The sequence below is a fragment of the Faecalibacterium duncaniae genome (assembly GCF_010509575.1).
Classification (GTDB): Bacteria; Bacillota; Clostridia; order Oscillospirales; family Ruminococcaceae; genus Faecalibacterium; species Faecalibacterium duncaniae.
The window spans coordinates 699,682-726,138 of the sequence record NZ_CP048437.1; the positions used below are offsets into that span (position 1 = coordinate 699,682).

A 26,457-nucleotide genomic window follows, 5' to 3' on the forward strand; every position below is an offset into this window, starting at 1 on the left:
ACCAATGCCGTCAAGTCGGTAGGGGATAGGTCGAAATTTGTTTGTTTTGGAGTAAGTGCACGGTTTTTGCACGGTTTCAAACCGTGCAGAGGGTACTTTTCGGTGCAAAATACGACAAAGAGTGCAGAAATTACTACGCAAAAAATCACGTTGTTTTGCGTAAAAATGGCGATGACTCGAAACTTCCATCTTTTGAGACGAACCCGCGACTTTCTCTCTTAATCAGTGGGCCCAGGGTTCGAGTCCCTGGAGGTGCACCACAACAACAAAATCCGAACTTTTTTCCGATAGGAGAGGGGTTCGGATTTTTTTGTTTTCTTCGGAAAGCAAGATGAAGGCTCCTTCCCGACGGCTGTGTGTCCAAAACCTTATCAGAAGAACCGTATAACAAAAGTCACAACTGTAAGAGTGCCGTAAGGCAGAAAGGACACGAACATGAAGTACGATGCAAGAGCTTGCCATTTCAACATGGACACCGGCTGCGTGGAGCTGCTGCTCCGGGATGGGAGAAAAATCTCCATTGACTGTACCGGGGTCGAGGACGCTTTGGATGTGACCATGGCGCAGAGGTCGGAGTTAGACTATCTCGTCTATAATGACCCGCTGGGCTATGCGGACTTGATTTTGAATAGTGACCCGGAGGAATATTTGAAGAATGTGGCGGGAAGTCACGGATTAGAAGATTAAGCATAAAAGGGTATGCGGCTATAAACCGCATACCCTTTTACACTTTATCGCTTCCAGACCGCTGCGGCATTGGAACGTGACATCAGTTCTTCGACCGGGATTCCGGCTGGGCAGATGTCCTGGCACGCAAGAGATTTTCCGCAGCCTTCAAAATAAAGCTGACGATACGCATTTGCGAGTTCTGTCTGATGGGCAATATCCTGTTCTTCGTTCAGAATACGGTAAGCGTTGACGGGCAGAACAGCTCCAGCAAATTCACTGTTCGGGTCAAAATTCGGGCAGACCTCCAAGCAGCAGCCACAGAGCAGACACTTAGCAGATTGATACCGCTGGCTGTGCGTATAGCTGGTCTGGAACGCATCTCCTTCCAGCCACAGCTTTGTCCGCTTCAGTGCTTCAAAGATCACGGAACGGTCTACGACCAGATCTTTCACCAGTGGGAATTTGCTCAAAGGCTCCAGAGTAACAACGCTTCCCTTACAGTCCCGCAGAAAAACGGAACAGGCAAGACGAGGCAGACCATTGATCCGCATGGCACAGGCACCGCACTTGCGTATCATGCAGCCGCATTCCCACGCAATGGGGGAAACGACCGTTCCGCTCTTTTCGCACAGAGGGCTGCGGTGATTCAGCTCGTTCAACACCGAAGCAATCGAGGTGTCCGCACTTCCCTCAAAGGAAAACTCCTGCCAGCAGGGTGAAGCCTGCTGGTTTTCCTGCCGTTTGATTCGGATGGTGTAGTTCATAAATCATGCCGCCTTTCGGGGATGGATTCAAAGCTGATGGCGATATGCTGCCCGTTCCAGTGTGCCACGGTGGTTTTGCAGTAAACGGCATCGTTGCGTTGGGGATAATCTGCCCGCCAGTGCGCACCCCGGCTTTCTTTTCGGGCGAGGGCACTTTCCAGCATGGCACAGCCCAGAAGCGGAAGGGTGCCAGACAGTTTGCGGATTTCCTGAATGCCCGCTTCCAATGTCTGTGCATCCCGCACGACACCGAGTGCGTTCAGCAGAATACGATTCATCTGCATTTGAGCGTCCGGGGAAAGTTCGGGCAGAAGGGATTCTTCGGCACAGGGCATATTGGGGGAACTGACTGTTTCCCGGCAGGCAGTTTCCGCAGCAATCTGTCCTCCATAGATCGCACCCAGAAGAGAATTTCCACCCAGACGGTTTGCGCCATGGTACTGAGCGCAGCATTCACCGGCAGCGTACAGATTCCGCATCGAAGTGCGGTGCCGCTCGTCCACCTGAATGCCTCCCATAAAGTAGTGGATACCCGGCAAAATCGGAATGGGTTCTTTGCGAATATCTTTGTGCAGATAGGTCTGACAATCATCCACCAGTCCGGCAAGTTTATGCTCCATGACTTCTTTAGGAAGCTCTGTCATATCAAGGAACACCTCATAGTCACGGCTGACCGTCCAGACTTCCCGCGCGGTGATGTCACGCGGCATCAGGTTGCCGAGTTCCGGATATTTTTCTTCCATGAAATACCACGGCTTCCCGTTCCGTAATGCAAACAGCCGCCCGCCCTCACCACGGGCGGCCTCACTCAGAAGCATCCGTTTTTCACCCAGTTCGACCGTGGTAGGGTGGTACTGGATCATTTCAAGATTTGCCATCGGAACGCCCAGACGGAACAGTTCTGCGGTGACTTCTCCGGTATTGGCAAGAGAGCCGGTCGTATCACCGAATAAGCCATGCAGCCCGCCTGTGGCAATCAGGACGGCATCGCATACAAACCGCAGCAGTTCGCCAGTATAGGTGTCCTGCACTGTGCAGCCACCGCAGATGTTCCCGGAAAGCAGCAGGGTGCGGAACTTATGGTGTGGAAAGCGTTCGACCGTTCCTGCGCTTTCTTCCCGGCGCACAGCATCAATCAGAGCGGTCATTAGCTGCTTTCCCGTATCGCTTTGTGCAAAGGCCGTCCGCTTTTTCTTCTGTCCGCCAAAATTCCGCAGGTCGAGTTCATCGTCATCTGTCACGTTGAATTGTACTCCCAGATGGTGCAGGCTGCGCACCAGTTCGGACGCAGCCTGCGTCATCCCCCAGACTGCATTCGGGTCAGCAAGTCCGCAGGCAGCGGTCAGGGTATCTGTATAATGCTGCTCCGGGCTATCCTCCTCTCCCTTGGTATTCAAGGCTGCATTGATTCCGCCCTCTGCCATAACAGACTGCGCCCGCTCGGAGGCAAGGGAGGACACCAGCTTTACCGTCCAGCCGTTTTTCACAGCAGTCAAAGCAGCGGAAAGCCCTGCCAGCCCTGCACCCACGATCACCAAAGTGTGTTTCATACATTGTTCCACCCGATATAATATAGAATGATCGAACCGGCAGCAAACAGCACCAGTATAGAAAGAATCAGATAGAGGTCGCCGCGCTGCTCCTTATCCCGGACGATGCCCAGCGATACCAGAAGGGGTCGGAGATTGAGCAGAAGATGCACAAATACCGAAGCAACCAGTAAAAGCTGCGTCAGCAGCCGGACCGTTGTGAACGGAAACAGAATGTATACGCCGTCCTGCACTCTGCCGAACACGCCAATATGGAAAAAGAGCATGAGCAAAATAGCAAGCCCACTGGTGCGCCTTGCCCAGAACAGAGCATTCTGCTTTCCGTAGAGTTTTCCGCCGGACCGGGAAGCCCGGAATGTCTGTGCGGTCAGCAAAAGCCCAAGGACGGTGTGCGCCGCCAGAATGCCAACGCCGATCCATGCCAGAAACTTTCCTGCCCCGGAACTGATGCCCAGCAACATAAAACTGCCCATCAGCCCATGAAGCAGACAGATGAAAAGTAGCAGAACGGAGAGAATGGTGTTCAGTTTTCGCATGAGGGGTCCTCCATTTCTTCTGCGGAGAGCAGAAGGATGTCTGCATCCGGCAATGCTGTTGCATCAAGCGTATTTTCCGAAACCAGCAGCAGTTGATACCGCCCATTGATTGCACGGGAACGCAGCATGGTTTCGCTGTACTGCTTCAACGTGACATCTGCTCCGGCAGCAGTCAGGCGTTCACAAAGAGCCGTTGCATAGCAAAGCAAGGGATAGTCTGTTTCGCAGACCGAAAGCGTCATGTGCGGCAGTCCGGCATCGGAAAGGACTTCTGTCTCACCGGAAACAAATGCTTTCAGATCATTCCGGAAATCCGCATCGGAAAACGGTTCCAGCGCAGGGTTGATGCAGAACAGATAGTTGCCCTCCAGCGGTGCGGCCATCTGTGCGGCACGTTTCGCTTTCGGGGTCGCACCGGTCAGCCCATCCAGAATAGAGGGCGGCGAGTGCATAAATACGCCAAACGCGGCAAGAAATCCCAATGTCAGAACCAGAGTGATGAATTTTCCTTTCACAGGCAGACCTCTTTTATTTATTGCATGGTTGTTCAAATGAAAAATCTTCTGCGCAAAATACGGCAGTTGAGTAAACGCTCAACTATATTGTATGCGAAATAAGGAGGCTGTCAAGGTCTGTTAGACGACAAATCGCAGGAAGCAGATGCTAACTTTTCCTCTTGACAACGGAGGAAGAGCAGATATAATATGATTGAACGGTTGTTCAACTACAAAATAAGGAGAACGTCTGATGTCAAATTCTTTATACACCTGTAATTGCGATGTGATCCATGAGGACATCGTGAACGATGTAAAAGGCAAAATGCAGCCGAAAGACGACTACATCCAGCTTGCATCGCTTTTCAAGCTGTTCGGAGATGGCACAAGAGTGCAGATCCTTCATGCTCTGGAACAGAGCGAGATGTGTGTATGCGACCTTGCGGTTCTGCTAGGCGTCACCAAATCGGCGATCTCTCACCAGCTGAAAGCACTCCGGCTTGCCGGACTGGTCAAATTCCGCAGAGAGGCCCAGATCGTGTATTATTCGCTGGCGGATGATCATGTAAAGGAGATCATCGACAAGGGATTTGAGCATTTAAGAGGATGATCGCACAAGCGATTATCTTTTTGTCTTTTAAGTTGAGCGATTGAACAATTAAGAAAACGTAGTAGAGGTCAAAATGAAAAGAGTATTCATCCTGAAAGGTCTGGACTGCCCGAACTGCTCAGCAAAGATCGAGAAAGAAGTCGGTGAGCTGGATGGCGTGACTTCTTCGACCGTGAATCTGATGAACCAGACGCTGACTGTTCAGGCTGGAACATCGGTAGCTGCTTCCTTGCTGGATACCGTTACCACGATCGTACACAGCCATGAGCCGGATGTTGAAGTGTCGGAAAAGCAGCTGGAAGCGACTGCACCTGTCAAAAAGGATGAAAAAGCGGCGGTCTATAACGATGAGGATAAGAAGCGCACGATACGGCTTGCCGTGGGTGCTGTGGTCTATGCAATCGGTATGGCATTGACCGTATTCGCAAAGCTGCCGACTCTGGCGGAACTGGCGTTTCTGATTGTGGCGTATGTGATTCTTGGCTGGGATGTCGTATGGCAGGCAGTGAAAAATATCACCAGAGGACAGGTGTTTGACGAGCATTTCCTGATGAGTGTTTCCACGATCGGCGCATTTGCCATCGGGGAATACCCGGAAGCTGTTGCAGTTATGCTGTTCTATCAGGTCGGAGAGTTCTTCCAGTCGCTGGCGGTAAAGCGTTCCAGAAAGTCCATCTCTGACCTTATGGACATCCGTCCGGATTCGGCGACCGTTAAGCGGAATGGCGTATTGCAGGTCGTTTCTCCGGAAAGCGTTGCGGTGGGCGAGATCATCGTGGTAAAACCCGGTGAAAAAATCCCGCTGGATGGCATCGTTGTGGATGGCGAATCCATGCTGGACACCAAGGCACTGACCGGCGAATCTGTGCCGAGAAGCATCCGCAAAGGCGATGAAGCCCTGTCCGGCTGCATCAACCAGAGCGGTTTGCTGACGCTGAAAGTCACAAAGAGCTTCGGGGAATCCACGGTATCGAAGATCACTGACCTTGTGGAGAATGCTTCTGCAAGAAAAGCTCCCACCGAGAACTTCATCACGACCTTTGCACGATACTATACGCCGGTCGTTGTTGGAATGGCGGCTGTGTTGGCGATCATTCCGCCGCTCGTCCTTGGCGGCGGCTGGTCTGAGTGGTTGCGCAGAGGTTTTGTGTTCCTGATCGTTTCCTGCCCGTGTGCATTGGTCATTTCTATTCCCCTGACCTTCTTCGGCGGTATTGGTGCCGCATCCAAGCGCGGTGTGCTGGTAAAGGGCAGCAACTATCTGGAAGCACTGAACAAAGTGAGCGTGGTGGTCTTTGATAAGACCGGCACCTTAACAAAGGGTGTTTTTGAGGTCGCAAATATCATTCCGGCAGCCGGATACCAGAAAGAGCAGGTATTGGAGTATGCTGCACAGGCAGAGAGTTATTCCAACCACCCGATCGCAAAGTCGATTCTTGCGACGTATGGAAAGCCAATCGACCAGAAGCAGTTCTCTGGCTTTGAGGAAATCTCAGGACGCGGCATCAGCGTTATGGTGCAGGGAAAGAAGGTACTGGCTGGCAACAGTAAGCTGATGGAATCTGAAAAGATTGCCTATGCCGCTTGCGATGCAGCCGGAACAAAGTTCTATGTAGCAGCGGATGGTAGCTATGTAGGCTGTATCCTGATCGCAGATGAAGTGAAGCCGGACAGCAAGTGCGCAATCGCAGAGCTGAAAAAGATCGGCGTGGAAAAAACTGTTATGCTTACCGGCGATGATGAGCGAATCGGCAAGTCGGTGGCAGACGAACTTGGTCTGGATGCGTATTATGCACAGCTCTTGCCCGACCAGAAGGTCGAAAAGCTGGAAATGCTGGATAAGCAGAAACGGCAGGGCAGCAAACTCGCCTTCGTGGGCGATGGCATCAACGATGCCCCTGTTCTTGCCCGTGCAGATGTCGGCATTGCCATGGGAGGTCTTGGCTCGGATGCCGCGATTGAAGCTGCGGATGTTGTTCTGATGACAGATGAACCATCGAAACTTGTAGAAGCCATTGATGTTGCAAAGGCTACGAAACGGATTGTGATGCAGAACATCGTGATTGCTCTTGGCATCAAGAGCGTGTTCCTTGTTCTGGGCGCACTCGGCATGGCCGGTATGTGGGAAGCCGTGTTCGGTGATGTGGGTGTCACGATCATCGCTGTTCTGAACGCAATGCGGATTCTGAAGAAATAAGCACAAACAAAAACAGGGTGCGCCCACCCGGACGCACCCTGCAAAAATCCACACACGATAAGTAAGGCAGGGAGTTCCCCAGAGGGAACTTCCTGTTTTTCTTTGATTGCAATATGAGCCTGCTCCGCCTGCCATGCAGCAAACTCCCGCTGGCCTTCCTCGCTGTTCCAGCAGGCAAGGATCGCCGGGTAGAATGCCCGTACCAGACGGTCGATGACTTCATCGGGATAGGGGGAAGTGTTTGTGGACTTTTTCTTTTTGTTCAAACGCACGCTCCTTTGATCGTCCCACCGTGGCAAAGTCGGGCGAGAAAATCAAAGTTTCAATTTTTATCAGGCGCAGGGGCGCGGATAGTTTCCGCCCTGCACTTGCGGCTGGTGGCCCGTTGATGGCTTACAAGTGCCTGTCGTTATGCCGTTTTAGAGGATTCATCGCTGGATTCTGCAAGAACTTCATCCAGCGTTTTCAAAAATTCAAGATGAGGCTTCAGGGCAAAGCGAAGAACCTTGACCTGTTCCGGATGCGTAAGAAGTTTCGGGTTCAAGTCGAACGTAACTTCCCAACTCTTTCGCATGAGAGATTCAGCATTGTGGAGCCGGTAGTACAGTTCGAGAAACTTTTGGGGAACATCATAGCTTTCATCAATGGTGTTGCTGGCGGCTTTCTCTGCCTGCTTCACCGTTACTTTGTTAGGCTTGACTTTCTTCGGCTTCGGCACATAATTCTTGATTTCCTCAAAAATTTCAGCCTGTTCTTCGGGCTTGGCCTTGCCGAGATTTTCGAGAAGATAATCGGGAATGTGCAGTTCCTCGCGGAAGAACCGATCACGGAAACCGGGAGACAGTTCATCCGCAACGTCAACGCCGTGGGCATAGTATTCTGCACGGCGGACTGAACTTGCGCTACTGTGATTTTCCTGCGCAATGCGCTCACAGGTTTTCATTGGCTTCTGGTTGTGTTCAGATTGAACACTGCCAGATTTCTTTGCAGTATGCTGATTACCGCGAAACGCCTCGGTGCGCTTTTCAGAGGAATACTGCTTGCCCATCAGAAACTTCTTCTGCTCCGGGGTTAAATTGCGCCGCCCCAACTGATTCTTGCAGATCCATGCGAGGACTTCTTCTCTGCTTTCAAATGGGAGCGGCATCGTGGAGAAAGAGATTTCGGGATGCTCCTGAACGATTTCATAACGGTTGTGTCCATCAACAAGGGTATTACCCCAGACAATCAAAGGAGAGAGCAGCTTGCCCTCTTTGAGGATATTTTCTTCAAGCTGCTTAAATTCATCATCGGTCAGAGGGGGAATCTGGGACTGGAACTCAGGGTCGATTTTCAGGTTGGTCATGCGCACACTCCTTTATCTCTCCTGCTGCGCCGGTTCTTCCTCTCGGAAAAAGGACGCAACATTCTGCTTTGCGGTTTTCAGTTTGAGCAGTTCTTCCTTGGTTTCCTTGTACTGCTCGTAGAACTTTGCCTTTTCGGATGCCAGCTGCGCATACTCGGCTTCCAGTTTTTTCGGGCTGGGCAGCTTGGTGATGTTGTTTGCCTTAAAATAGGCTGCTGCTGCCCGGTATGCTGTCAGCTCTGCACGGTGCTGCTCCTCAAAGGCTGCGGGTCGTTTGGCAGTTTTTAACTGCTGTGTGATTATCTTGGTGCTGGCATAGGCTGCGACCTGATAGCACAGCTCTTTGTTGAATTTCATGCGACCTTCGAGGTCTTTTACCACCGCCAGCGAGTCGTGGTACTTGGTTTCCAGTTCGGTGATGCGCTGGTTCAGGACGTCCTCGTCGGTCAAGCCCTTTTCCTGCAGAAGCTTCACGGTCTGTGCCATAACTTTGAGATTGTGTTTCGTGAGCCAACGCTTATAGCCGATGCCCTTGCCCTCAGTCATCTTCGACTGGATGTCAATCAGTTTCCCGATGGTATCCTGTTTGAACTGCACCTTGGGTTTGCGTTCGGCGTTTGCCTGCAATGTGGCAAGCACTGCCGTCTTATCGAACTTGTCCCCGAGATGTTTCGCGCGGATGAACTTCGTTCTGCCAGCGGGCAGATAGCTCAGACACCCACGGCTTTCCTTGACGGCAATACCATACTGCTGCATGAGCCTGTCAGAAAAATCTTCAAAACTCGTTGTGCGGTACAACACCGAAGAAATCTGTTTCCGCAAAGTGTCCTTCACGGTTTCAAACTTCTTCTGCTTGGGCGGCTGTCCGGTTGCGGCGAGGCCTGCGTTTTCACTGTCAAGTTTCAACTGGCCGCGCCTACGCGCCCAATACTCGGCTTCGCTCACACGCTCCTTCGAGCCGTTGAGCAGGTCGATCTGGTACAGACCAGCACCCTCACACATCTCCATGACCTCAACACGCAAGTGCCGCATGGTCTGGGCTGTGCTGGAGTGCTTCATACCCTCGCGCCAGTCGCGGGGCTTTTGCATATAGGGCTTACGTTCCACCTCTCGTGTGCGGATACTGCCGATCACAATGTGGACATGGATGTTTCCCGAATGGTTATGCCCATCCGGGTGAGTGCAGACGATGGCGGGGTGACCGGAGAAGTTTTCTTCGCAGAATTTCAGGCCAAGTGCCTGTGCTTTTTCCATGGTCAAGCCGTTGTCGGCTGCATCTCTGGGGTCGAAGCTGATGATATACTGATGGCTCTTAATATCATCGCGTTGGGTGTTCTTGCCATACTTGCGGTTTGCCAGCAGACAGGCCGTTGCGAACGAGAAATCGCCGCACTCAAGGGTGTCGAGCAGGTACGAATCCCGCAGCTTCGGCTTGCCGTGCTCATCCAGAAGTTGCTTTCCGGTGAACGCGTTGTGCTGGTAAACGAGGTACGCTTCGATGGCGGTGTAGTCCGAATTCTTAGAGGCGATATGCTTGAGCGTTGCCATACAGTTCACCCAGAACTTTCTCGGCGCTGAGCCGGAATGCGGTCAGGTCTGCAAGTTCGTCAAGGAGTTTCGCCCGGATCTGCTCGGTGTCCGCACCGCCGGAATTGAAGTGCCTTGCAAGCTGGTTGAGATTGCTGCCCACCTTGCTGCACTGGGCAAGCAAAGTGGAAACAGCGGTCAGGGTTTCTTCTCCGCCGCCGGCAACGATGATTGTTTTCTCGATCTTGACGTTGTGGATGGCGCGGCGGATAAAAGTGGAGAGGGAGAGATTCAGGAGTTTGCAAGTGAGTTCCAGTGACGCTTTTTCCTCCGCTGTCACACGGAACTTGATGACGTGCGTTTTGTTGTTCGGCGTGTCGTGGTGCTGGGAATTGCTAGGGGTCGATTGAACATTCGTTTTGGTCATTGTACCTCCTGTCTGTTCGATAACTCCTCGGTGAAGTTATGTAAGCACGACACGCCGTTCCATTCGTGCCGCAAGGCACGAATGATGAGCAGGGTTTGGGGTGGGACCGCGTTTGCGAAGCGTAGCGGAGCAATGAAAGCCCCAGTGGGGCTTTTAAGCGGCAGCGCGGTCTGCGACAGCAGATGGAGGGGCGTTGCCCCGACAAGCGCTGCCCCAACAAGATCACTTAGAAAACTCGCAAGAGTTTGAGAAGTGAAGTCCCAGTGGAGCACAACATTTTCAAGAATTGAAAATTTGTGGCCACGGGACGGTTCTTGCCCTCTACCGCTGCGCTCAAAACCGTTTCTGGGTAATGGTTTCCGAATTGTTAAGACGCAAAAAATAAGTAGAGGCTGTGCTGCTCATGTAATGGGAATCGCCGTTTGCTCCGAACGAAGTTCCTGCCCCTGTTTGTGCAGCGGCGTTGACGGAAAGTCGGTATCACGTCCGGTCGGCTCATGAAATTTTCAAGGTGCAGCTCCCGTAAAAGAAAAATACCGCCCATGCAGCATAGCGATGGATTTTGTCGGGTGAAACAGCGGCAAAATGAATCGGGTGTGTTGCGGGGCGGTAAATTCTTTCGTGGACTTTTCCTCACTGAAGTGGTGGGTCTCACGGTGATAACCAACCACTTTCTGTGGCTGTGTTCAAAATGAACACGACCACATCTTGTGGATGAATTTGAACCAATCCACAAAATCAATGGGATTTACAAGAAAAATACCACGGCATGTAGAATGCGTCAAGAGGGTTTTGAAAAATTTATTGAAGTGAAGCAAGAAAAGTATGACACATCTTGTAGCTTTAGGAAAAAATACGCTATGTGAATCAGAACAAACCCCATTTTCTGTCTGCGGTAGATCTTTCTATTGCCGGCAGCAACAGGATGTTGCTTTTTTGACCATTGTCTAACAATCGATGCAAAAAAATGCAGGGGAAAAACCCCTCAGATGGTTAGGCAAAACAAATTCACAAAGTAAAAATAGCACTCCCACCGGGCGTTGCCAAGCAGAAACAGACAAGTTTACAGGGACGAAATTTTTTCGATGCGGGAAACGTTTTGCCTCCTCTATGCCGCAGGGGAAGCTCCAATAACGAAATCTTTTTCAAAATCTCCGAAAATGCCTAAACTCCTTGACAGAGGAGACGGCAGGGCGTATTATTTTGGCAGAAGGACCGCTGAGAAGCGGCTTTTTATAGAACGAAAAGTTAGTTTTACCTAACTCAAAACTCTGCCCTATACGAAGAAATATATCTCTTCTATTTACAGGTGGAAAATAAATAGAGAAGGAACGTATCACGATGAAAATCTACACATTTGGTGCAGAGGATGCCCCGGTGCTGTTGCTGCTGCCGGGCACCTGTTGCCATTGGAAGAGCAATTTCGGTGCGGTGATCCCGCTTCTGGCTGACAGCTTCCGGGTGCTGTGCGTCAGCTACGATGGCTTTGATGAGACTGAACAGACCGAATTTCCCACCATGCTGGAGGAGACCGAAAAGATCGAGGCCTACCTCAAGACCCACTGCGGCGGTCACATCCGGGCGGCCTATGGCTGCTCTCTGGGCGGCTCGTTTGTGGGGCTGCTGGCGGCGCGGCAGAACATCCACATGGACTACGGCATTCTGGGCAGCTCCGATCTGGATCAGGCATCGCCGCTGGCGGCAAGATTGCAGACTGATTTTCTGCTGCCATTGATCTACCCTGTGGTGCGGGACGGAAAGTTTAAGGCAAAATTTCTCCAAAAGCGTCTGGATAAGCGTGCCAGAGAGTCGGGGGATTATGTCAAAGCCTTTCTGAAAATGTTCGGTGAGGCCCGCCCTTATGTGACCATGCAGAGCTGTAAAAATCAGTTCTACTCCGATCTTATCACTCCGCTGCCGGATAAGATCCATGTGCCCGGTACCGAGATCCATATCTTTTACGCCCTGAAGATGGGCAAAAAATACCGTGTCCGGTATCAGCAGCATTTTGCACATCCTGTTCTCCATGAGCAGAACTTGCAGCACGAGGAATTGCTGGCTTGTCACCCGGAGCAGTGGGCGCATCTGGTAAAAAGTATTGCATTGTGAACGGTAAAACGTATCTGGAGCAAGCAGGATTTTGTAAGATCCAGAACCACAAAAATAAAAAGGGCTGGCTGTGTATCACAGCACAGAAATGAGGTGCGATTATGTCAAAAAAGGCAACGGAATTCCAAAGAAAAGCAATGAGCCGGATGTACCGGGGCAAGGAAATCTTCAAGCCTTTGAACACCGGCTGGATCGATGAAAATGTCGCCTGTGTGCGGGAGTGGGTGGCAAATATCTTTTTCTACCGCAAGGGCGATACGACCATTATGATCGATGCCGGATACAACTATGACCGGCTGGCAGAGAAGATGAACTGGCTGGGAATCGACCCGTATTCCATCCGGCACATCCTCATCACCCATCAGGACACCGACCATGTAGGTGCGGTGGAAGCAGACAGTCCGGGGCTGTTCCAGAATGCGAAGCTGTACATTGGCGAGATCGAGAACCGGTATTTGACCGGAGAAGCACGCCGCAAGGTCATTTATCATCTCTATAAGCTGCCGCAGGTGACGATCAACAATGAAAAAGTGCTGCTGCACGATGGTGAGGTCTTTGATATTGACGGCATCAGGATCGAGTGTTTTCTCGTTCCCGGTCATACATGGGGGCACATGGTATACCTTGTGGACGGGAAATATCTCTTTACCGGCGATACCCTCTGGTTCGGTGCGGACGGCGGATACAGTTTTATTTCTTCGCTGGCAGAGGATAACAAGCTGGCGGTGAAGTCTTTGGCTTTGCTGGAGAAAAAGCTGAGAAAACGTGGGCTGCATCCGCTGTTCATTACCGGTCACACAGGTTGGACGGACAACATGGAGTTTGCCTTTGCGCACAAAAATGAGCTGTGCTCGCCTTTCAAGAAAAGAGCCCACGACCCCAATGCGCTTTACGATGCCTATGATGAATCCGATGATACTGAGGAAAACTCAAAAAGCGGGTACTTGAAGGGCGTGGGAAGATAAGGAAGTGCAGGCGGCGCACCGGCATTCTTTGGCGCGATGACGGAGCGTAATCCGAAAAAATAATGCTGCAAAAACCAAGGGGCGGATGGTATGAGAACTTTGGAATATGGAAAAGAACATGAAAAGACGCTGCTGTTTCTGCCGTGCACGGCGGAGCCGGAGTGGGCGTTCGCCGACTCGGTTGGCCTGCTTTCGCAGGATTACCATGTGATTCAGATCGTCTATGACGGTCACGGCGAAACGGGAGAAGACTTTATCTCTGTGGAGACGACAGTAGACGAGGTAACAGATTGGCTGCAAGCGCGCGGCATTACCCACTTGAACGCGGCATATGGCTGTTCTCTGGGCGGTGCGTGTCTGACACGCTTTCTCGCCTTGGGAAAAATCCCGGTCGAGCGCGCCGTTATTGATGCAGGCATTACGCCGTATCGGATGCCGCTGATTTTGCGCCGTCTCGCCTGCCTGCGTGACAATCTTGGTTTCAGGCTCATAGCGAAGAGCCGCAAGGTCCTTGAGACGGTCTATCCGCCAGAGCGCTGGACGATGCCGGGGCGCGATCCAGTGAAGGAGTATGATGCGCTGGCGGCGTATCTGAAAACCTATTCAAAACGCACCGTCCGCAACATTTTCTGGTCGGCGAACAATTATACTCTGCCGACGAAGCCGGCTGAAATGGGCTGCCAAATCACATATTGGTACGGCGAAGAGGAAAAGCAGGCGCGACACAGCAATATCTGCTTTATAAAGCAATATTTTCCACGGGCGCAACTGCATGAAATTCCGAAGATGGATCACGCGGAGCTTGTGATGATGTATCCGCAGGAATTTTACCGGAGAATCATGGCGTTCCTGACACAGGCACAGGCAGCTCAAAACGAAAGAGGCTGAAGAAAAGGAAGAATCAGAATGCTCTATCCGCAGCTTTTTGGATTCAACGGAGATATAGGCTTATGAAAATCATCGTTGCAATTGCTTTTTATTTTCTGTATTGGGGCGTATGTTTTCTTGGAACAGGCACGGACAAGAAAAATCTCATGGGGCTGCGTTCTTATCCCGAAGAAGTTCAAAACCGTGTGCGAAGCGACCATCAGCTTGGAAAGGCTGTTCCGAAGGGAAAATCCACCGCTGCCATTTTGCTCAGTAATCTTCTTTTGTTTACAGTGGTGTTTTCCGTTTTGGGGCTTGCGTTGAAAAGTGTGCTGGGCCTAAACAATTACCTGTCAGCATTTTGGTACTTCCTTGCATTCGGCGAGGGATTGGGCCTGTTCGATCTCCTTGTGATCGATCTGCTCTGGTGGCGCAGTACAAAACGCATCCGTTTCTCGTTTTTGCCGGAGAAGAAATACTATCAAAATCCGAAAAAGCATATCGAATCGTTTTGGCGCGGTATCCCGTTGTTTGCCGCAGCTGCCGCACTGGCAGCCTTGATCGTTACCGTGCTTTGAAACAATACATGGGAGATGCTCCTCGCTGTATGGCCTCATCAAATACCCCGACGCGGGAATGCAATGATCTGCCATATTTGCGGACGTGAAGGAGAGAAGGTAAAGTCGAAATGAAAATCACGGTTCTTGTAACGCTCATGGTATTTCTGGCATACTTTCTTGTTTTATACGGCGGGGTGGGTTTCATTCAGGACAAGCGTTTTTTCTCATCCGCACCAAAGGAAAATCTGGACGCAATCCCCGATACAAAGGAACGATTTCCCGGCGCACATAGTATCGGCTGGGTGATTGAGATCATTGCCATCCTGCTTTTTCTCGCTGCGGCGGCACTAAGCGTATGGGACGGCGTCAGAAACGGCTTCGGCTTCCTGGACTTCTTTGTGCGGTTTCTTACCGTGCTCTACGCCATGGAGATCTACGACATCATTTTCTTTGACTGGGTGCTGCTGTGTCACTCCAATTTCTTTCCGCATTTCTATCCGGAGCTGAAGGGCGTGGTCGGTCCGCATATGTTCGGCTATAACAAGCGAACACATATCCGGCACTTTGTAATCTACATTCCCGCCTCCGCTGTGGCAGCGTGGCTTTGCGCACTGCTTTGAGGACGTGTGACAGAAGCAATCGTTTTGGGAGGCAGAGATTTTCTATGCGTGTGATAAAAAAAGTCCTGCATGAAAAAAGAAAAACAACAGAAGCCCATATCCAGCAGCTTCAGCATAAGGGAAAACAAGGAATCCGCTACACCGCGATGATGCCAGATGCCCGATTCGCACGCAGACTGAGAGGAGAAAAACAATGATCGTACTGCAACTGCTGCTTTATTGTCTGCTGTTTACCGCAATGGTAAAAATCGCTGTGATCGGCGGTGCTGTCAATGGACTGTACTTTTATCCCAAGGAGGTGCAGGATCGCGCCATCGAACTGGGACTGATCGACCGCAATACGATGAACCGGAAACGAAAATGCTTTATGATACCGTTCTTTATCGTGATGCTTGCTGCTCTTGTGCTGATCATCGGTTTGTGGAACGGGGCTTCCTCCTTTGGTGAGGCCTATTGGCAGGCGCTGCTGTTTCTTGAGGTTATGAATATCTATGACGGCGTTGTAATCGACAAGCTATGGGTCGGGCACAGCCAGTTTTGGGTGCTGCCAGGGCTTGAAGATGCGCCGTTCGTGCAGACATGGAGGCAGGTGCTGAAAAAGCGAAGCATACTGGCGCTAATCTGGGTTGCAGGAGCGGCAATTGTCGGCGGCATTGTCCATTTGATTTTCTAAGAAGTTGGAAATTGCCCAAATGAAAAGCAGAATCATGAACTGCAATCGGAGTCAAAAAAGATGAAGACGGAGAAACCGAAAAAGCTGATTCGATGGTACATTCTCGGTGCGATCGGAGCAGTACTGACGATCCTGGCGGCAGGCATTGTGGTGCCCGCTTTGTCCTATCTGCTCAGCTTTGCCGCCGGAGCCATGCTGTATGTGGTGGTGGAGGAGCTGATCCCGGAAATGTCGCAGGGGCAGCACTCTAACGTCGGCACGGTGTTTTTTGCGGTAGGCTTCAGCGTGATGATGGTACTGGATGTGGCACTGGGATAGCGCATGGTTGAGAAAATTGCGATGCAAGGGGCGAAGAAAGGAAAAACATGAAAGACAGAGATCTGCCAGTTGACCACAGCTGCCATTCCAAGCCCTGCAAAAGACGGATTGTGGAGATCGGATTGAATAAACAGTATGATTGATATCATTTTTCATGACAAAACGGGGGTCACTCCCTATAATCCCGGACAAACAGGCGGCTTTGAAAATGCGGCCGGAAGTGGAGAAATTCACTATTACCGGCTGTTTGATGGCGTGGGGATCATGCTGCTGCGGCTGGAGATGGAGACCTATACGGAAATCCGCACGCAGATCGGTATGATAGAGATCAATTTCTGCATCAATGGCCGTTTTGAAACCAGCTTTTCCATGCGTGATAGCGTTCTGCTAAAGCCGGGGGATATGGCCGTCAGCTGCTACGACGGACGGCATGGAACACGTTCAGAGTCACGGTTCCCGCTGGGCTGTTACGAAGGGCTGTGTCTGGAAGTTGATCCAGCAGCCGCTCAGAACTGGCTTGAGAAGAACGCACCGGGCTTTTCGGTGGATTTTGCGGTACTGAAGCAGAATCTTCTGGGAAACCGATGGTTCATGTTCGGTACGGCAGGACCCCGCTGTGAGCACGTTTTCCGGGAATTGTACGAAAATGCGCCCTACATGGATCTCCGGTTCCTACGGCTCAAGGTGGTGGAGCTGTTGATGCTGCTGAGCCGCATTCCGCAGGAGGAAGGAACGGACTTGTACTGTTCTACCGAACAGACCGAACTGGCACACCATCTCCGGGATCACCTTCTGACAAACCGGGAGGGGTATGTCTCCCTTGCGCAGCTGGCAGAAGAACACGGGATCTCGGTTTCGCACCTGCAAAAAATGTTCAAACAGGTCTACGGTGTGCCAGTATACCACTATATCAAGGAATACCGTCTGGAACAGGCTGCCGTAGAGCTTGTCCGGAGCGCAAAGCCCATTACGCAGATCGCACAGAATGCAGGATATGACAACGCCAGCAAGTTTTCGGAGGCTTTCCGGAAACGATATGGAACGACCCCGTCGCAGTACCGCACCCACGCAAATGGACTCGCAAAACGGAGCAGGGAAATCAGAATGGAGTAGTCCACGGCCGAAAAATATGCTAAAGTACAGAGCGGTTAGAACAAACTTACTTTAAAACCGGAGGTACTTTCATATGATGATGAAAAAGAAATTTGTTGCAGTGGCCTTGTCTGCGGTCTGCCTGCTGTCTGCTGTCGGCTGCGGCCAGCAGAGCGCAAGCACAGCGTCTTCGGCATCCAGCGTTTCCTCCTCGGTGGCTTCTTCGGCTTCCGCAAGTCAGGTAATGGATGCGGAGGATTATCTGTCTGGTATCAGCGGGACTTATGTGGAACTGTTCCCGGAGATGGCAAAGAGTGAATACCGGAATTTGTGGATCGACGCTGCGACTCCGCTGGTAGGCGAGGACAATGCGGAATCGGCTACGGATATGCTGCTGGGAATGTGCATGGCAGAGCCGTATGGCGAGGAGGCTGTTGAAAAATATGCAGCAGATCCGGACAGCACGGCGTTCAACTGCTATTTTCTGGGTGGCGTGGAAAAATTCGTGATGAATGGCGACACCATCACCGGTCTGGATGCGCAAGGACAGGAAGTGTTTGCACACACCTACCAGAAACTGGATGTGGACAATGAAAACAGCTTCCTCTTCTACCAGAGCGAGGATGCGGATTCCGGGGAGTTTACCTACTTTGCCTTTGCGCCCGATACGATGGAAACGACGTATCATCTGGAATTCCGCTATGCAGAGGATCTCGACGACCTGCAGAGCTGGTATGAAGGAAATTATGCTTATTGGAATGCTGCCGCCATCGCAGAGGACTATGATCAGGCAACTATGGAAAATGTCATTGAACTTTTCGTCACGGAAAATTTGTCTGAGGCAGAATAAACGGCACATGCGCACCCGATCATGTCAGGCGGTACGCATGGCAATATTACGGTAAGGATGTGATTTGATTGAAAAAACGATCGGACTTTTCCCGGCTGATGGGCTATGCAGGCGGACATCGGGTATTCACCTATGCTTCACTGGTGCTCTCCGCTGTCAGCGCACTGATGGCGCTGATCCCGTTCCTCTATATCTGGATGATCCTGCGGGATGTGCTGAACGCAGCGCCAAACTATGCGCAGGCGGTGAACATCCCTCGTTACGGCTGGATGGCAGTGTTATTCGCGGTGCTGTCTTACCTCATTTACATTGCGGCGCTGATGTGCTCCCATCTGTCGGCGTTCCGGGTGGCGACCAATCTGCGGCTGGCGGTGTCGGAGCATCTGGCGGTGCTGCCGCTGGGCTTTGCCGAGAACTTCGGCAGCGGCAAGCTGCGTAAGATCATCCACGAGAGCACCGGAGCCGCCGAGACCTATCTTGCCCACCAGCTGCCCGACCAGTACAACGCCATCGCCACCCCGGTGGGGCTGCTTGTGCTGCTGCTGGCGTTCGACTGGCGGCTGGGTCTGCTGAGCCTTGCGCCGGTGGTGTTGGCTTTCCTCATCATGGCGACCATGACTGGCAAGCGGATGGCTGAAAAAATGCGGCAGTACGGCAACGCCTTGGAGGCGATGTCCAATGAGGCCGTGGAGTACGTCCGGGGTATCCCGGTGGTCAAGACCTTCGGGCAATCGGTATTTTCCTTCAAAAAGTTCAAGGCCACCATTGATGAGTATGAAAAGTGGGTCATCTCCTACACCAAAGACCTGCGCCTGCCCATGATGTTCTACACCGCTGCCGTCAACGGTGTGTTCGCCTTTTTGATCGCGGGCGGGCTGCTGTTCACGACCCACGGCGTCACCCCGGAGTTTCTGCTGAACCTGCTGTTCTATATCATCATCACGCCGGTGATCTCCCTGACCCTGACCCGTATAATGTACATGAGTGAGAACAAGATGGTGGTAGCGGATGCGCTGGCACGCATCGACTCGGTGCTGGAGACGGCGCCCATGCAGGTGCAGGCTGTTCCGCAACACCCGCAGGATGCCTCTGTCACGCTGCGGGATGTGCATTTCAGCTACGACGGAAAAACCGAGGTCATCAAGGGTGTTTCGCTGGACATTCAGCCGGGGCAGACGGTGGCTTTCGTTGGCCCCTCCGGCGGTGGCAAATCCACGCTGGCAAACCTTGTCTGCCGGTTCTTTGATGTGCAGAGTGGCAGCGTCCGGGTGGGCGGAGCGGATGTGCGGGATATCCCCAAGGAAGAACTGATGGATACCATCTCCTTTGTGTTCCAGAACAGCCGCCTGCTCAAGGGCAGCATTCTGGACAACGTCCGTCTGGGTAGGCCGCAGGCCACCGAAGCCGAGGTGCTGGCAGCACTGAATGCGGCGCAGTGCATGGATATTGTGGAGAAATTTCCGGCGGGCATCCATACCGTCATTGGCACCAAGGGCGTGTATCTTTCCGGCGGCGAGCAGCAGCGCATTGCCATTGCCCGTGCCATGCTGAAAAATGCGTCCATCCTGATTCTGGACGAGGCCACCGCCTTTGCCGACCCGGACAATGAAGCAAAAGTACAGGCGGCTTTTGCCCAGCTTGCCAAGGGCAAAACGGTGCTGATGATCGCACACCGCCTGTCCACCGTCGCCAACGCCGACTGCATCTATGTGGTGCAGGATGGGCAGATTGTGGAATCCGGCACAAAGGACGAACTGTGTGCGCAGAACGGCCTGTTTGCCCGGATGTGGCAGGAGTATCAGGCGTCGGTGCAGTGGAAGGTCGCAAAGGAGGGGTAAGGAATGATCGAAAAAATTCAACACGCCACAGCCAGCTCCCCGGAGGGCGCAAAGGGGCTTGTAAAGGGCGTTCTGGCCTGTGCGTTCCAGAACATGGCGTTCATGCTGCCCACCGGGCTGTTGTATCTTCTGGTAAAGGACCTGCTGGCAGGCTCTACGAGCGGGAGAAACACCTTTTATCTGCTGGGATGCGTTGCCTGCTTTGTGCTGATTTTGCTGACCACATGGTTCCAGTACAACGGCACCTATTTTACCACTTATAAAGAGAGCGGCACCCGCCGCCTGACCCTTGCGGAGCGGCTGCGGAAGCTGCCTCTGTCCTTTTTCGGCAAGCGAGACCTTGCCGACCTGACCAGCACCATCATGGCAGACTGCGAGGTACTGGAAAAGGACTGCTCCCACTTCATCCCAGGTCTGTTCGGCTCCCTCATCTCCACGGTACTCATTGCCCTGAGCCTATTTGCCTTTGAGTGGCGGATGGCACTGGCGGCTCTGTGGGTCATTCCAGTATCGGTTGCCATCGTGGTGGGCAGCTATCGGGTACAGGATAAGGTGCAGGCCAGGACCATGGCGGCGAAAATGGCCTGTGCGGACGGCATTCAGGAGTACATCGAGACCCTCCGGGACCTGAAAGCCAGCAATGCGGAGCAGCGGTATCTGTCCGGCCTTTCCGACAAAATTCGGGCAGTGGAAAAGCAGTCTATTGTGGCAGAGCTGGAAACAGCGCTGTTTGTGTCCTCCGCCGGCATGGTGCTCAAGCTGGGTATTGCGTCGGTGGCGCTCACCGGTTCGGTGCTGCTGGTGCAGGGCAGTATCGACGTACTGACCCTGTTTCTGTTCCTGATGGCGGCATCCCGGATGTACGACCCCATGCAGGGGGCTTTGCAGAATCTGGCGGCGGTCATCGCCATGCGTACCAATGTGGGGCGGATGAATGAGATTCTGGACGCTTCCCTGCAGACCGGCAGCGAGCAGCTGACCAATCAGGGCTGCGATATCGTGTTCGACCATGTGGGCTTTGCCTATAACTCTGGCGAGACGGTTCTGCGGGATGTTTCCTTTACCGCAAAGCAGGGCGAGGTCACGGCACTGGTGGGCCCCTCCGGCGGCGGCAAGACCACTGTTTCCCGGCTGGCAGCACGGTTCTGGGATTACCAGAAGGGCAGCATCACCGTGGGCGGCATGGAGGTTTCCCAAATCGACCCGGAAAAGCTCATGAGCCTGTATTCCATCGTCTTTCAGGATGTGACCCTGTTTGACAACACGATCCTCGAAAACATCCGTCTGGGGCGCAAGGGGGCCACCGACGAGGAGGTTCTGGCGGCGGCAAAGCTGGCAAACTGCGAGGAATTTGCCGAAAAGCTGCCGGACAAGTGGAACACCAACATCGGCGAGAATGGCTGCGCTCTTTCCGGCGGCGAGCGTCAGCGCATTTCCATCGCCCGTGCTTTTCTGAAGGATGCGCCTATCATCCTGCTGGACGAGGCCACCGCCAGCTTGGATGTGGAAAACGAAACTGCCATTCAGGAGGCACTATCCCGGCTCATAAAAAACAAGACCGTCCTCATCATCGCCCACCGGATGCGCACCGTAGCCGGTGCGGATCAGGTGGTGGTGCTGTCGGGTGGCATCGTGGCCGAGCAGGGCAGCCCGGCAGAGCTGTACGCCCGGAAGGGACTGTACACCCACATGGTGGATCTGCAGTCGGCAAGCCAGAACTGGACGATCTGAGAATGAGGGCGGCTTTTATTTGGGAAAAAGTCTTGCATTCAGTTAAAAACTGTGGTATATACATTATACGAAACACTATTTTGAAAGAACGCTCCATCGTTCAATGATGTATAAATGGGAGGTGCCTGCCATGACCGCCGTGATCTATGCCCGCTATTCATCGGATAACCAGCGCGAAGAATCCATCGAAGGTCAAATCCGGGAATGTACGGCTTATGCCGAAAAGAACGGCATCACCATCGTCAAGCACTACATTGACCGTGCCATCTCTGCCAAGACGGATAACCGCCCGGAGTTCCAGCAGATGATTAAGGACAGCGACAAGAAGCTGTTTGACATTGTGCTGGTCTGGAAGCTTGACCGCTTTGCCCGAAACCGCTACGACAGTGCCCGGTACAAGACTCAGCTGAAGCGAAACGGCGTGAAACTGGTATCGGCAACGGAAGTCATTTCGGCTGGCCCGGAGGGTATTATTCTGGAGTCGGTGCTGGAGGGCTACGCCGAATACTACTCCGCTGACCTGTCTGAAAAGGTCGTGCGCGGCATGACCGAGAACGCTCTCAAGGGCATTTATAATGGTGGCACGATTCCGTTCGGATACATGATCGATGAGACCCGGCATTACCAGCCCGACCCGCTGCTGGCTCCGTATGTGGAGCAGACGTTCCAGAAGTATGCGGACGGTGCGACCATGACTGACCTGCGGGATTGGTTAAAGGCACACAACATCAAAAATTCAATGGGCGGAGAGATGTCCTACAATACGATTCAGCGGATGCTGAGTAATCGCCGGTACATCGGCGAATTGCGTTTGCGGGATGTGGTACAGCCCAATGCAATCCCGGCATTGGTATCAGGTGAACTTGTCGGGGCAAGGCCCCTCCATCTTGCTACGCAAGACCGTTCTGTCGCTTAAAAGCCCCACTGGGGCTTTCATTGCTCCGTTTCGCTGCGCAAACGCGAACCTGTTCAATAAGGTGCAGGAAAAGCTGGCGAAAAATAAAAAGGCCCCTGCCCGTCATAAGGCAGAGGAAAGCTATCTGCTCACCACTAAGCTGTACTGCGGCAAGTGCGGAGCGCTGATGTTCGGAGAAAGCGGTGTCAGCCACACCGGGAAAATGTATACCTATTACAAGTGTGCCGCCGCCAAGAAGAAAAAGACCTGCGATAAAAAGGCCGTGCGGAAACAGTGGCTGGAAGATCTGGTGGTCAACGAGACCATGAAGCTGGTGGAAGATGACGCTTCCATGAATGCCATCATTGCCAAAGTCATGGAATTGCAAAATCAGGAAAGCACGGATTTGCCCATCTATGAAAAGCAGTTGAAGGAAACGGGAGTCGGCATCACCAATATGCTGAACGCTATCCAGATGGGCATTCTGACCAGCTCCACCAAGGAGCGGCTGGAAGCGCTGGAAGAGCAGAGGAAGGAACTGCAAGCCCGCATTGCAGAGGAACGGCTGGCCAAGCCGAAGATGAAAGAAGAGTTCGTCCGGTTTTGGCTGCTTCGCTTCCGCAAGCTGGATATGACCCAGCCGGAGCAGCGGCAGGCACTGGTGGATACCTTCATCAATGCCATCTATCTCTACGATGATAAGGTTCTCATTACCTTTAATTATAAGGAAGGTACGGAAACGGTCGCTTTTGGGGAAGCCGTGAAAGCGGAGAAAAGTTCGGATATGAGTGCGCGAGGTGCACCACAACAACAAAATCCGAACTTTTTTCCGATAGGAGAAGGGTTCGGATTTTTTGTTTTCTTTGGAAAACAAAATGAATCCCTTGCTTCCATCGAAAAATGTAGCTGGAGGTCATGGACTAAAATCATAAGATAAATCAATAAACACCCAAAACGGAGACCTTTTATAAGGTGCTCCGTTTTTTAGGTTGCGTAACGGTGATTTTAATCTTGCACTGCACTGGAAAGAATGCTATACTAGGTAAGCTAAAACTAACTGCGGTATATTTGACCGGATTCAGGAGATCGCGAAAGAAGATGGAACTTAAACAGCTAGAGTATTTTACCGTTGTATGTGAAAAAGGCAGCTTCAGCCAAGCGGCAGAATGCCTTTATACATCGCAGCCCAATGTCAGCAAGGTGATCTCCTCGCTGGAAAAAGAGCTGGGGCGAAAACTGGTGGAGCGGAGCAGCCGAGGGCTGCGAATCACGCCCTATGGGGAAACGGTGCGCGATTATGCAAAAGTCATTCTGAAACACGCTTCTCTGATCAGCTCGATGGCGACGCACCACAATGGCAAAAAATTTACGTTGGCAACTTACCCCAGCAATATGATCACGAATCTTCTGGTGGATTTTTATCGGCACTGGGGCAGAGAGTACATTGTCGAGCATCAGGAGGGCAGTGTCGAAGAGGTCAGCAACTGGGTGGCCAGCGGGCAGACGGAAATCGGCATCGTCTATATTGCACAGCGTCAACTGGCGGCGTTTCGGCATATCCTTGGACATAAGAATTTGGAATTTGAACCGCTCGATGTAAAAGAGGCTTGTGTCTATGTGGGACCCAATCACCCATATTACGAGAGAGACTGCGTGGATTTCTCGGAGCTGTCCAGCTTGCGCTTCATCGGGGCGGTACGGGACTACTTTTCTATGGAGCATCATCTGGACCGGGTCTCATTGGGTGCTATCAGCACCAAAGATTTGAATTATTCCATTTACTCGAATAGCGACCACATGACCATCAATGCGCTGATGCAGACCGACCTGTGCAGCCTTGGCATCAATTTTATGCACCAGCCGTATAAACACTATGACATTAAGAATCTGAAAATCAACGGATGTGAGCCATTTTTGCTGATTGGAATCGTTCGACCAGAAGGTGATGAACTAAGTGAAGCAGCACAATGGTTTATCGAAAATTTCAAAAAGTTGCTCTGAGAAAAGGCTTGATTTTCCATAACGATTTGTTATGGAAAACCATGCCGATTTCATCACTGGTCAGGCAGGACAAACTGTGGTATCCTATGGGAGCGCCGCGCAGCAAGCGTGGGGCTCCTTTTTCGTTATAACTGATGTTTTTTGATACCACAGGAGGAAACACACTATGAAAATCTCTCGCAGAAACTTCTGCCTGCTGATGGCAGGTGTCTGCTGCACCGGCGTGCTGGCTGCCTGCGGCTCCAGCTCTTCGTCTACTGCTTCGTCCAGCGCTGCATCTGCTTCCGCTGCGGCATCCGGGGAGGTCCGCGATGAGCTGATCTTTGTCAACTATCGTGATATTCGTGATCTGAACCCGCATCTGTATGCAGGCGAAATGTATGCCCAGAGCATCCTCTACGATACATTGGTCAGCATTACGGCAGATGGCTATGAAGGCTGTCTGGCGGAAAGCTGGGACATCAGCGAGGATGGCTGTACCTACACCTTCCACATTCGTCCCAATGTTCTGTTCTCGGATGGCGAAAAGTGCGATGCCAATGCCATTCTTGCCAACTTCAACGCCATTCTGGAAAACCGCGAACGCCACACTTGGCTGGAGATGATGAACCTGCTGGTGGGCGTGTCGGCTCCCGATGAAAACACTTTCGTCATTGAGATGAGTGAGCCTTACTACCCCATGCTGACGGAGCTGGGCTGCATCCGTCCCTTTGCCATGATCTCCCCCAACTGCATGATCAACGGCAGCACGAAGGATGGCGTCAATGGCCACATTGGCACCGGCCCCTATGTGCTGACGGATTTCGTGACCGATGAATACGCCGTGTTTGAGCGGAACGAGAATTACTGGGGCGAAGCGCCGGCCATCCGCAAGATCACGGTCAAGGTCATTCCCGACAACCAGACCCGTATTATGGCTCTGGAATCCGGCGAGATCGACCTGATTTTCGGCAAGAACATGATCGATGCCGATGCGATCAGCCAGTATCTGGACAGCGACAGATTCACGGTCGGTCTGTCTGACCCCACCTCTACCCGCCATATCGTTATGAACACCACCCATGAGATTCTGGGCGACCCGGCGGTTCGTAAGGCATTGCAGCACGCTACCGACCGTCAGACCATCTCTGATGGCATCTTCTACGGTCTGGAGCAGCCTGCGGATACGCTTTACGCCACCACGGTTCCCTACTGCAATGTCGGCCTGAAGCCGTATGAGTACAGCACGGAGACTGCGGCGCAGCTCCTTGACGAAGCTGGATGGGTCCTTGGCAGCGACAAGATGCGCGCCAAGAATGGCAAGCAGCTTGCACTCGACCTGCTCTACAACAGTGACAGCGTGACGGAAAAGACCATCGCCGAGTATCTCCAGAGCGAGTACCTCAAGCTTGGCATTTCCATGACCATTCACGGTGAGGAAGAGCAGTCCTACCGCGATAACATGAAGGCTGGCAACTTCGATATGGTGTTCAATATCTGCTGGGGTATGCCGTATGACCCGCAGTCTTCGCTGGCTGCAATGCGTGCCCCGGTCTATGGCGACTATGCCGCTCAGCAGGGTCTTGAGGACAAGGCGGAAATTGACGAAGCCATTACCAAGATCCTGACCTCTACGGACGATGCCGAGCGTCAGGAGCTGTATAAGTCGGTTCTGACCAACCTGCACGAGGACGCAATGTATCTGCCGCTGACCTATGAGTGCAACAAGGCTCTGTACACCTCTGCTCTGCACGGTGTCCACTTTGGCACCGACCAGTATGATGTGCCCTTTGCGGATATGTATTTTGAATAAGAATTGACAGGAAAAGCCGCTTCGGGT

The 26,457-nt window shown here is 52.3% G+C and carries 23 protein-coding genes and 2 pseudogenes; 18 read left to right on the top strand and 7 right to left on the bottom strand.

What is annotated here, in order from left to right; translation table 11 throughout:
* Nucleotides 1-435 precede the first annotated feature (435 nt).
* Complete coding sequence (locus GXM22_RS03300) at nt 436-687, top strand: DUF6061 family protein (protein WP_005935841.1); 252 nt, start codon at nt 436-438, stop codon at nt 685-687.
* A gap of 44 nt (nt 688-731) precedes the next feature.
* Here GXM22_RS03300 and GXM22_RS03305 read toward each other — a convergent pair whose 3' ends face one another.
* From GXM22_RS03305 to GXM22_RS03320, 4 genes are read right to left on the bottom strand one after another with little or no spacing between them, the layout of a single operon-like run.
* A complete protein-coding gene (locus GXM22_RS03305; RefSeq protein ID WP_005935837.1) occupies nt 732-1,433 on the bottom strand; it encodes a succinate dehydrogenase/fumarate reductase iron-sulfur subunit in 702 nt (233 codons plus the stop codon).
* Nucleotides 1,430-2,983: an FAD-binding protein gene (locus tag GXM22_RS03310; RefSeq protein WP_005935834.1), complete on the bottom strand. Its 1,554-nt coding sequence runs from the start codon at nt 2,981-2,983 to the stop codon at nt 1,430-1,432. The genes GXM22_RS03305 and GXM22_RS03310 overlap by 4 nt, the downstream gene beginning before the upstream one ends.
* The gene (locus tag GXM22_RS03315; protein WP_005935830.1) at nt 2,980-3,519 is read right to left on the bottom strand and encodes a hypothetical protein; all 540 of its coding nucleotides are present in this window, start codon (nt 3,517-3,519) and stop codon (nt 2,980-2,982) included. The genes GXM22_RS03310 and GXM22_RS03315 overlap by 4 nt, the downstream gene beginning before the upstream one ends.
* Nucleotides 3,507-4,034 carry a DUF6921 family protein gene (locus GXM22_RS03320; RefSeq protein WP_005935827.1) on the bottom strand — a complete coding sequence of 176 codons (528 nt, stop codon included), beginning with the start codon at nt 4,032-4,034 and terminating at the stop codon, nt 3,507-3,509. Before GXM22_RS03320 ends, GXM22_RS03315 begins: the two co-directional genes overlap by 13 nt.
* 232 nt (nt 4,035-4,266) lie before the next feature.
* On the opposite strand from GXM22_RS03320, the gene GXM22_RS03325 reads away from it, so the two are divergent.
* Together GXM22_RS03325 and GXM22_RS03330 are read left to right on the top strand one after the other, a co-directional pair.
* Entirely contained in the window at nt 4,267-4,623 is a 357-nt protein-coding gene (locus tag GXM22_RS03325) for an ArsR/SmtB family transcription factor (RefSeq protein ID WP_015536701.1), read from the top strand.
* Nucleotides 4,624-4,696: 73 nt separating this feature from the next.
* Complete coding sequence (locus tag GXM22_RS03330) at nt 4,697-6,820, top strand: heavy metal translocating P-type ATPase (RefSeq protein ID WP_005935822.1); 2,124 nt, start codon at nt 4,697-4,699, stop codon at nt 6,818-6,820.
* A gap of 409 nt (nt 6,821-7,229) precedes the next feature.
* On the opposite strand, the gene GXM22_RS03335 is transcribed toward GXM22_RS03330, so the two are convergent.
* From GXM22_RS03335 to GXM22_RS03345, 3 genes are read right to left on the bottom strand one after another with little or no spacing between them, the layout of a single operon-like run.
* Nucleotides 7,230-8,165 (bottom strand): ParB N-terminal domain-containing protein, encoded by a 936-nt coding sequence (locus GXM22_RS03335; RefSeq protein WP_005935816.1) that lies wholly within the window; start codon nt 8,163-8,165, stop codon nt 7,230-7,232.
* Between the two features lie 12 nt (nt 8,166-8,177).
* Nucleotides 8,178-9,713: a relaxase/mobilization nuclease domain-containing protein gene (locus GXM22_RS03340; RefSeq protein WP_099357243.1), complete on the bottom strand. Its 1,536-nt coding sequence runs from the start codon at nt 9,711-9,713 to the stop codon at nt 8,178-8,180.
* The gene (locus tag GXM22_RS03345) at nt 9,685-10,119 is read right to left on the bottom strand and encodes a plasmid mobilization protein (RefSeq protein WP_005935806.1); all 435 of its coding nucleotides are present in this window, start codon (nt 10,117-10,119) and stop codon (nt 9,685-9,687) included. The genes GXM22_RS03340 and GXM22_RS03345 overlap by 29 nt, the downstream gene beginning before the upstream one ends.
* Nucleotides 10,120-11,460: 1,341 nt before the next feature.
* Here GXM22_RS03345 and GXM22_RS03350 point away from each other — a divergent pair.
* The 15 genes and pseudogenes from GXM22_RS03350 to nikA all read left to right on the top strand — a co-directional run bounded on the left by GXM22_RS03350 (nt 11,461) and on the right by nikA (nt 26,430).
* Nucleotides 11,461-12,228: an alpha/beta fold hydrolase gene (locus GXM22_RS03350; protein WP_005935795.1), complete on the top strand. Its 768-nt coding sequence runs from the start codon at nt 11,461-11,463 to the stop codon at nt 12,226-12,228.
* 101 nt (nt 12,229-12,329) lie between these two features.
* Entirely contained in the window at nt 12,330-13,193 is an 864-nt protein-coding gene (locus GXM22_RS03360) for an MBL fold metallo-hydrolase (RefSeq protein ID WP_005935791.1), read from the top strand.
* Nucleotides 13,194-13,283: 90 nt separating this feature from the next.
* Nucleotides 13,284-14,081 carry an alpha/beta fold hydrolase gene (locus GXM22_RS03365; protein WP_005935787.1) on the top strand — a complete coding sequence of 266 codons (798 nt, stop codon included), beginning with the start codon at nt 13,284-13,286 and terminating at the stop codon, nt 14,079-14,081.
* Nucleotides 14,082-14,143: 62 nt separating this feature from the next.
* Nucleotides 14,144-14,638, top strand: coding sequence for a hypothetical protein (locus tag GXM22_RS03370; RefSeq protein ID WP_005935784.1), 495 nt, complete (start codon nt 14,144-14,146; stop codon nt 14,636-14,638).
* A gap of 110 nt (nt 14,639-14,748) precedes the next feature.
* Nucleotides 14,749-15,240, top strand: a complete 492-nt coding sequence (locus GXM22_RS03375) for a hypothetical protein (protein ID WP_005935781.1) — start codon at nt 14,749-14,751, stop codon at nt 15,238-15,240.
* A 44-nt stretch (nt 15,241-15,284) separates the two neighbouring features.
* Nucleotides 15,285-15,437: a hypothetical protein gene (locus GXM22_RS03380; protein WP_005935779.1), complete on the top strand. Its 153-nt coding sequence runs from the start codon at nt 15,285-15,287 to the stop codon at nt 15,435-15,437.
* Complete coding sequence (locus GXM22_RS03385; protein WP_005935777.1) at nt 15,434-15,913, top strand: hypothetical protein; 480 nt, start codon at nt 15,434-15,436, stop codon at nt 15,911-15,913. Before GXM22_RS03380 ends, GXM22_RS03385 begins: the two co-directional genes overlap by 4 nt.
* Nucleotides 15,914-16,012: 99 nt before the next feature.
* Nucleotides 16,013-16,231, top strand: a pseudogene (locus GXM22_RS03390) (zinc transporter); the annotation flags it as partial.
* A gap of 135 nt (nt 16,232-16,366) precedes the next feature.
* Nucleotides 16,367-17,344, top strand: a complete 978-nt coding sequence (locus GXM22_RS03395; protein ID WP_005935772.1) for a helix-turn-helix transcriptional regulator — start codon at nt 16,367-16,369, stop codon at nt 17,342-17,344.
* A 73-nt stretch (nt 17,345-17,417) separates the two neighbouring features.
* Nucleotides 17,418-18,173, top strand: a complete 756-nt coding sequence (locus tag GXM22_RS03400; RefSeq protein ID WP_005935769.1) for a hypothetical protein — start codon at nt 17,418-17,420, stop codon at nt 18,171-18,173.
* 68 nt (nt 18,174-18,241) lie between these two features.
* On the top strand, nt 18,242-20,011 hold the full coding sequence (locus GXM22_RS03405) for an ABC transporter ATP-binding protein (RefSeq protein WP_035394920.1): 1,770 nt from the start codon (nt 18,242-18,244) through the stop codon (nt 20,009-20,011).
* 3 nt (nt 20,012-20,014) lie between these two features.
* A complete protein-coding gene (locus GXM22_RS03410; RefSeq protein WP_005935763.1) occupies nt 20,015-21,742 on the top strand; it encodes an ABC transporter ATP-binding protein in 1,728 nt (575 codons plus the stop codon).
* A gap of 130 nt (nt 21,743-21,872) precedes the next feature.
* Nucleotides 21,873-23,574: pseudogene (locus GXM22_RS15445) on the top strand (recombinase family protein).
* A 161-nt stretch (nt 23,575-23,735) separates the two neighbouring features.
* Complete coding sequence (locus GXM22_RS03425) at nt 23,736-24,638, top strand: LysR family transcriptional regulator (protein ID WP_005935754.1); 903 nt, start codon at nt 23,736-23,738, stop codon at nt 24,636-24,638.
* A gap of 166 nt (nt 24,639-24,804) precedes the next feature.
* A complete protein-coding gene (gene nikA / locus GXM22_RS03430) occupies nt 24,805-26,430 on the top strand; it encodes a nickel ABC transporter substrate-binding protein (protein WP_082210804.1) in 1,626 nt (541 codons plus the stop codon).
* Nucleotides 26,431-26,457: the final 27 nt, after the last annotated feature.

Bases quoted from the DNA above. Each gene is read 5' to 3' on its own strand.
- GXM22_RS03300 (WP_005935841.1), top strand. From the start codon at position 436: ATGAAGTACGATGCAAGAGCTTGCCATTTCAACATGGACACCGGCTGC.
- GXM22_RS03305 (WP_005935837.1), bottom strand. From the start codon at position 1,433: ATGAACTACACCATCCGAATCAAACGGCAGGAAAACCAGCAGGCTTCA.
- GXM22_RS03310 (WP_005935834.1), bottom strand. From the start codon at position 2,983: ATGAAACACACTTTGGTGATCGTGGGTGCAGGGCTGGCAGGGCTTTCC.
- GXM22_RS03315 (WP_005935830.1), bottom strand. From the start codon at position 3,519: ATGCGAAAACTGAACACCATTCTCTCCGTTCTGCTACTTTTCATCTGT.
- GXM22_RS03325 (WP_015536701.1), top strand. From the start codon at position 4,267: ATGTCAAATTCTTTATACACCTGTAATTGCGATGTGATCCATGAGGAC.
- GXM22_RS03330 (WP_005935822.1), top strand. From the start codon at position 4,697: ATGAAAAGAGTATTCATCCTGAAAGGTCTGGACTGCCCGAACTGCTCA.
- GXM22_RS03335 (WP_005935816.1), bottom strand. From the start codon at position 8,165: ATGACCAACCTGAAAATCGACCCTGAGTTCCAGTCCCAGATTCCCCCT.
- GXM22_RS03340 (WP_099357243.1), bottom strand. From the start codon at position 9,713: ATGGCAACGCTCAAGCATATCGCCTCTAAGAATTCGGACTACACCGCC.
- GXM22_RS03345 (WP_005935806.1), bottom strand. From the start codon at position 10,119: ATGACCAAAACGAATGTTCAATCGACCCCTAGCAATTCCCAGCACCAC.
- GXM22_RS03350 (WP_005935795.1), top strand. From the start codon at position 11,461: ATGAAAATCTACACATTTGGTGCAGAGGATGCCCCGGTGCTGTTGCTG.
- GXM22_RS03360 (WP_005935791.1), top strand. From the start codon at position 12,330: ATGTCAAAAAAGGCAACGGAATTCCAAAGAAAAGCAATGAGCCGGATG.
- GXM22_RS03365 (WP_005935787.1), top strand. From the start codon at position 13,284: ATGAGAACTTTGGAATATGGAAAAGAACATGAAAAGACGCTGCTGTTT.
- GXM22_RS03370 (WP_005935784.1), top strand. From the start codon at position 14,144: ATGAAAATCATCGTTGCAATTGCTTTTTATTTTCTGTATTGGGGCGTA.
- GXM22_RS03375 (WP_005935781.1), top strand. From the start codon at position 14,749: ATGAAAATCACGGTTCTTGTAACGCTCATGGTATTTCTGGCATACTTT.
- GXM22_RS03380 (WP_005935779.1), top strand. From the start codon at position 15,285: ATGCGTGTGATAAAAAAAGTCCTGCATGAAAAAAGAAAAACAACAGAA.
- GXM22_RS03385 (WP_005935777.1), top strand. From the start codon at position 15,434: ATGATCGTACTGCAACTGCTGCTTTATTGTCTGCTGTTTACCGCAATG.
- GXM22_RS03395 (WP_005935772.1), top strand. From the start codon at position 16,367: ATGATTGATATCATTTTTCATGACAAAACGGGGGTCACTCCCTATAAT.
- GXM22_RS03400 (WP_005935769.1), top strand. From the start codon at position 17,418: ATGATGATGAAAAAGAAATTTGTTGCAGTGGCCTTGTCTGCGGTCTGC.
- GXM22_RS03410 (WP_005935763.1), top strand. From the start codon at position 20,015: ATGATCGAAAAAATTCAACACGCCACAGCCAGCTCCCCGGAGGGCGCA.
- GXM22_RS03425 (WP_005935754.1), top strand. From the start codon at position 23,736: ATGGAACTTAAACAGCTAGAGTATTTTACCGTTGTATGTGAAAAAGGC.
- nikA (WP_082210804.1), top strand. From the start codon at position 24,805: ATGAAAATCTCTCGCAGAAACTTCTGCCTGCTGATGGCAGGTGTCTGC.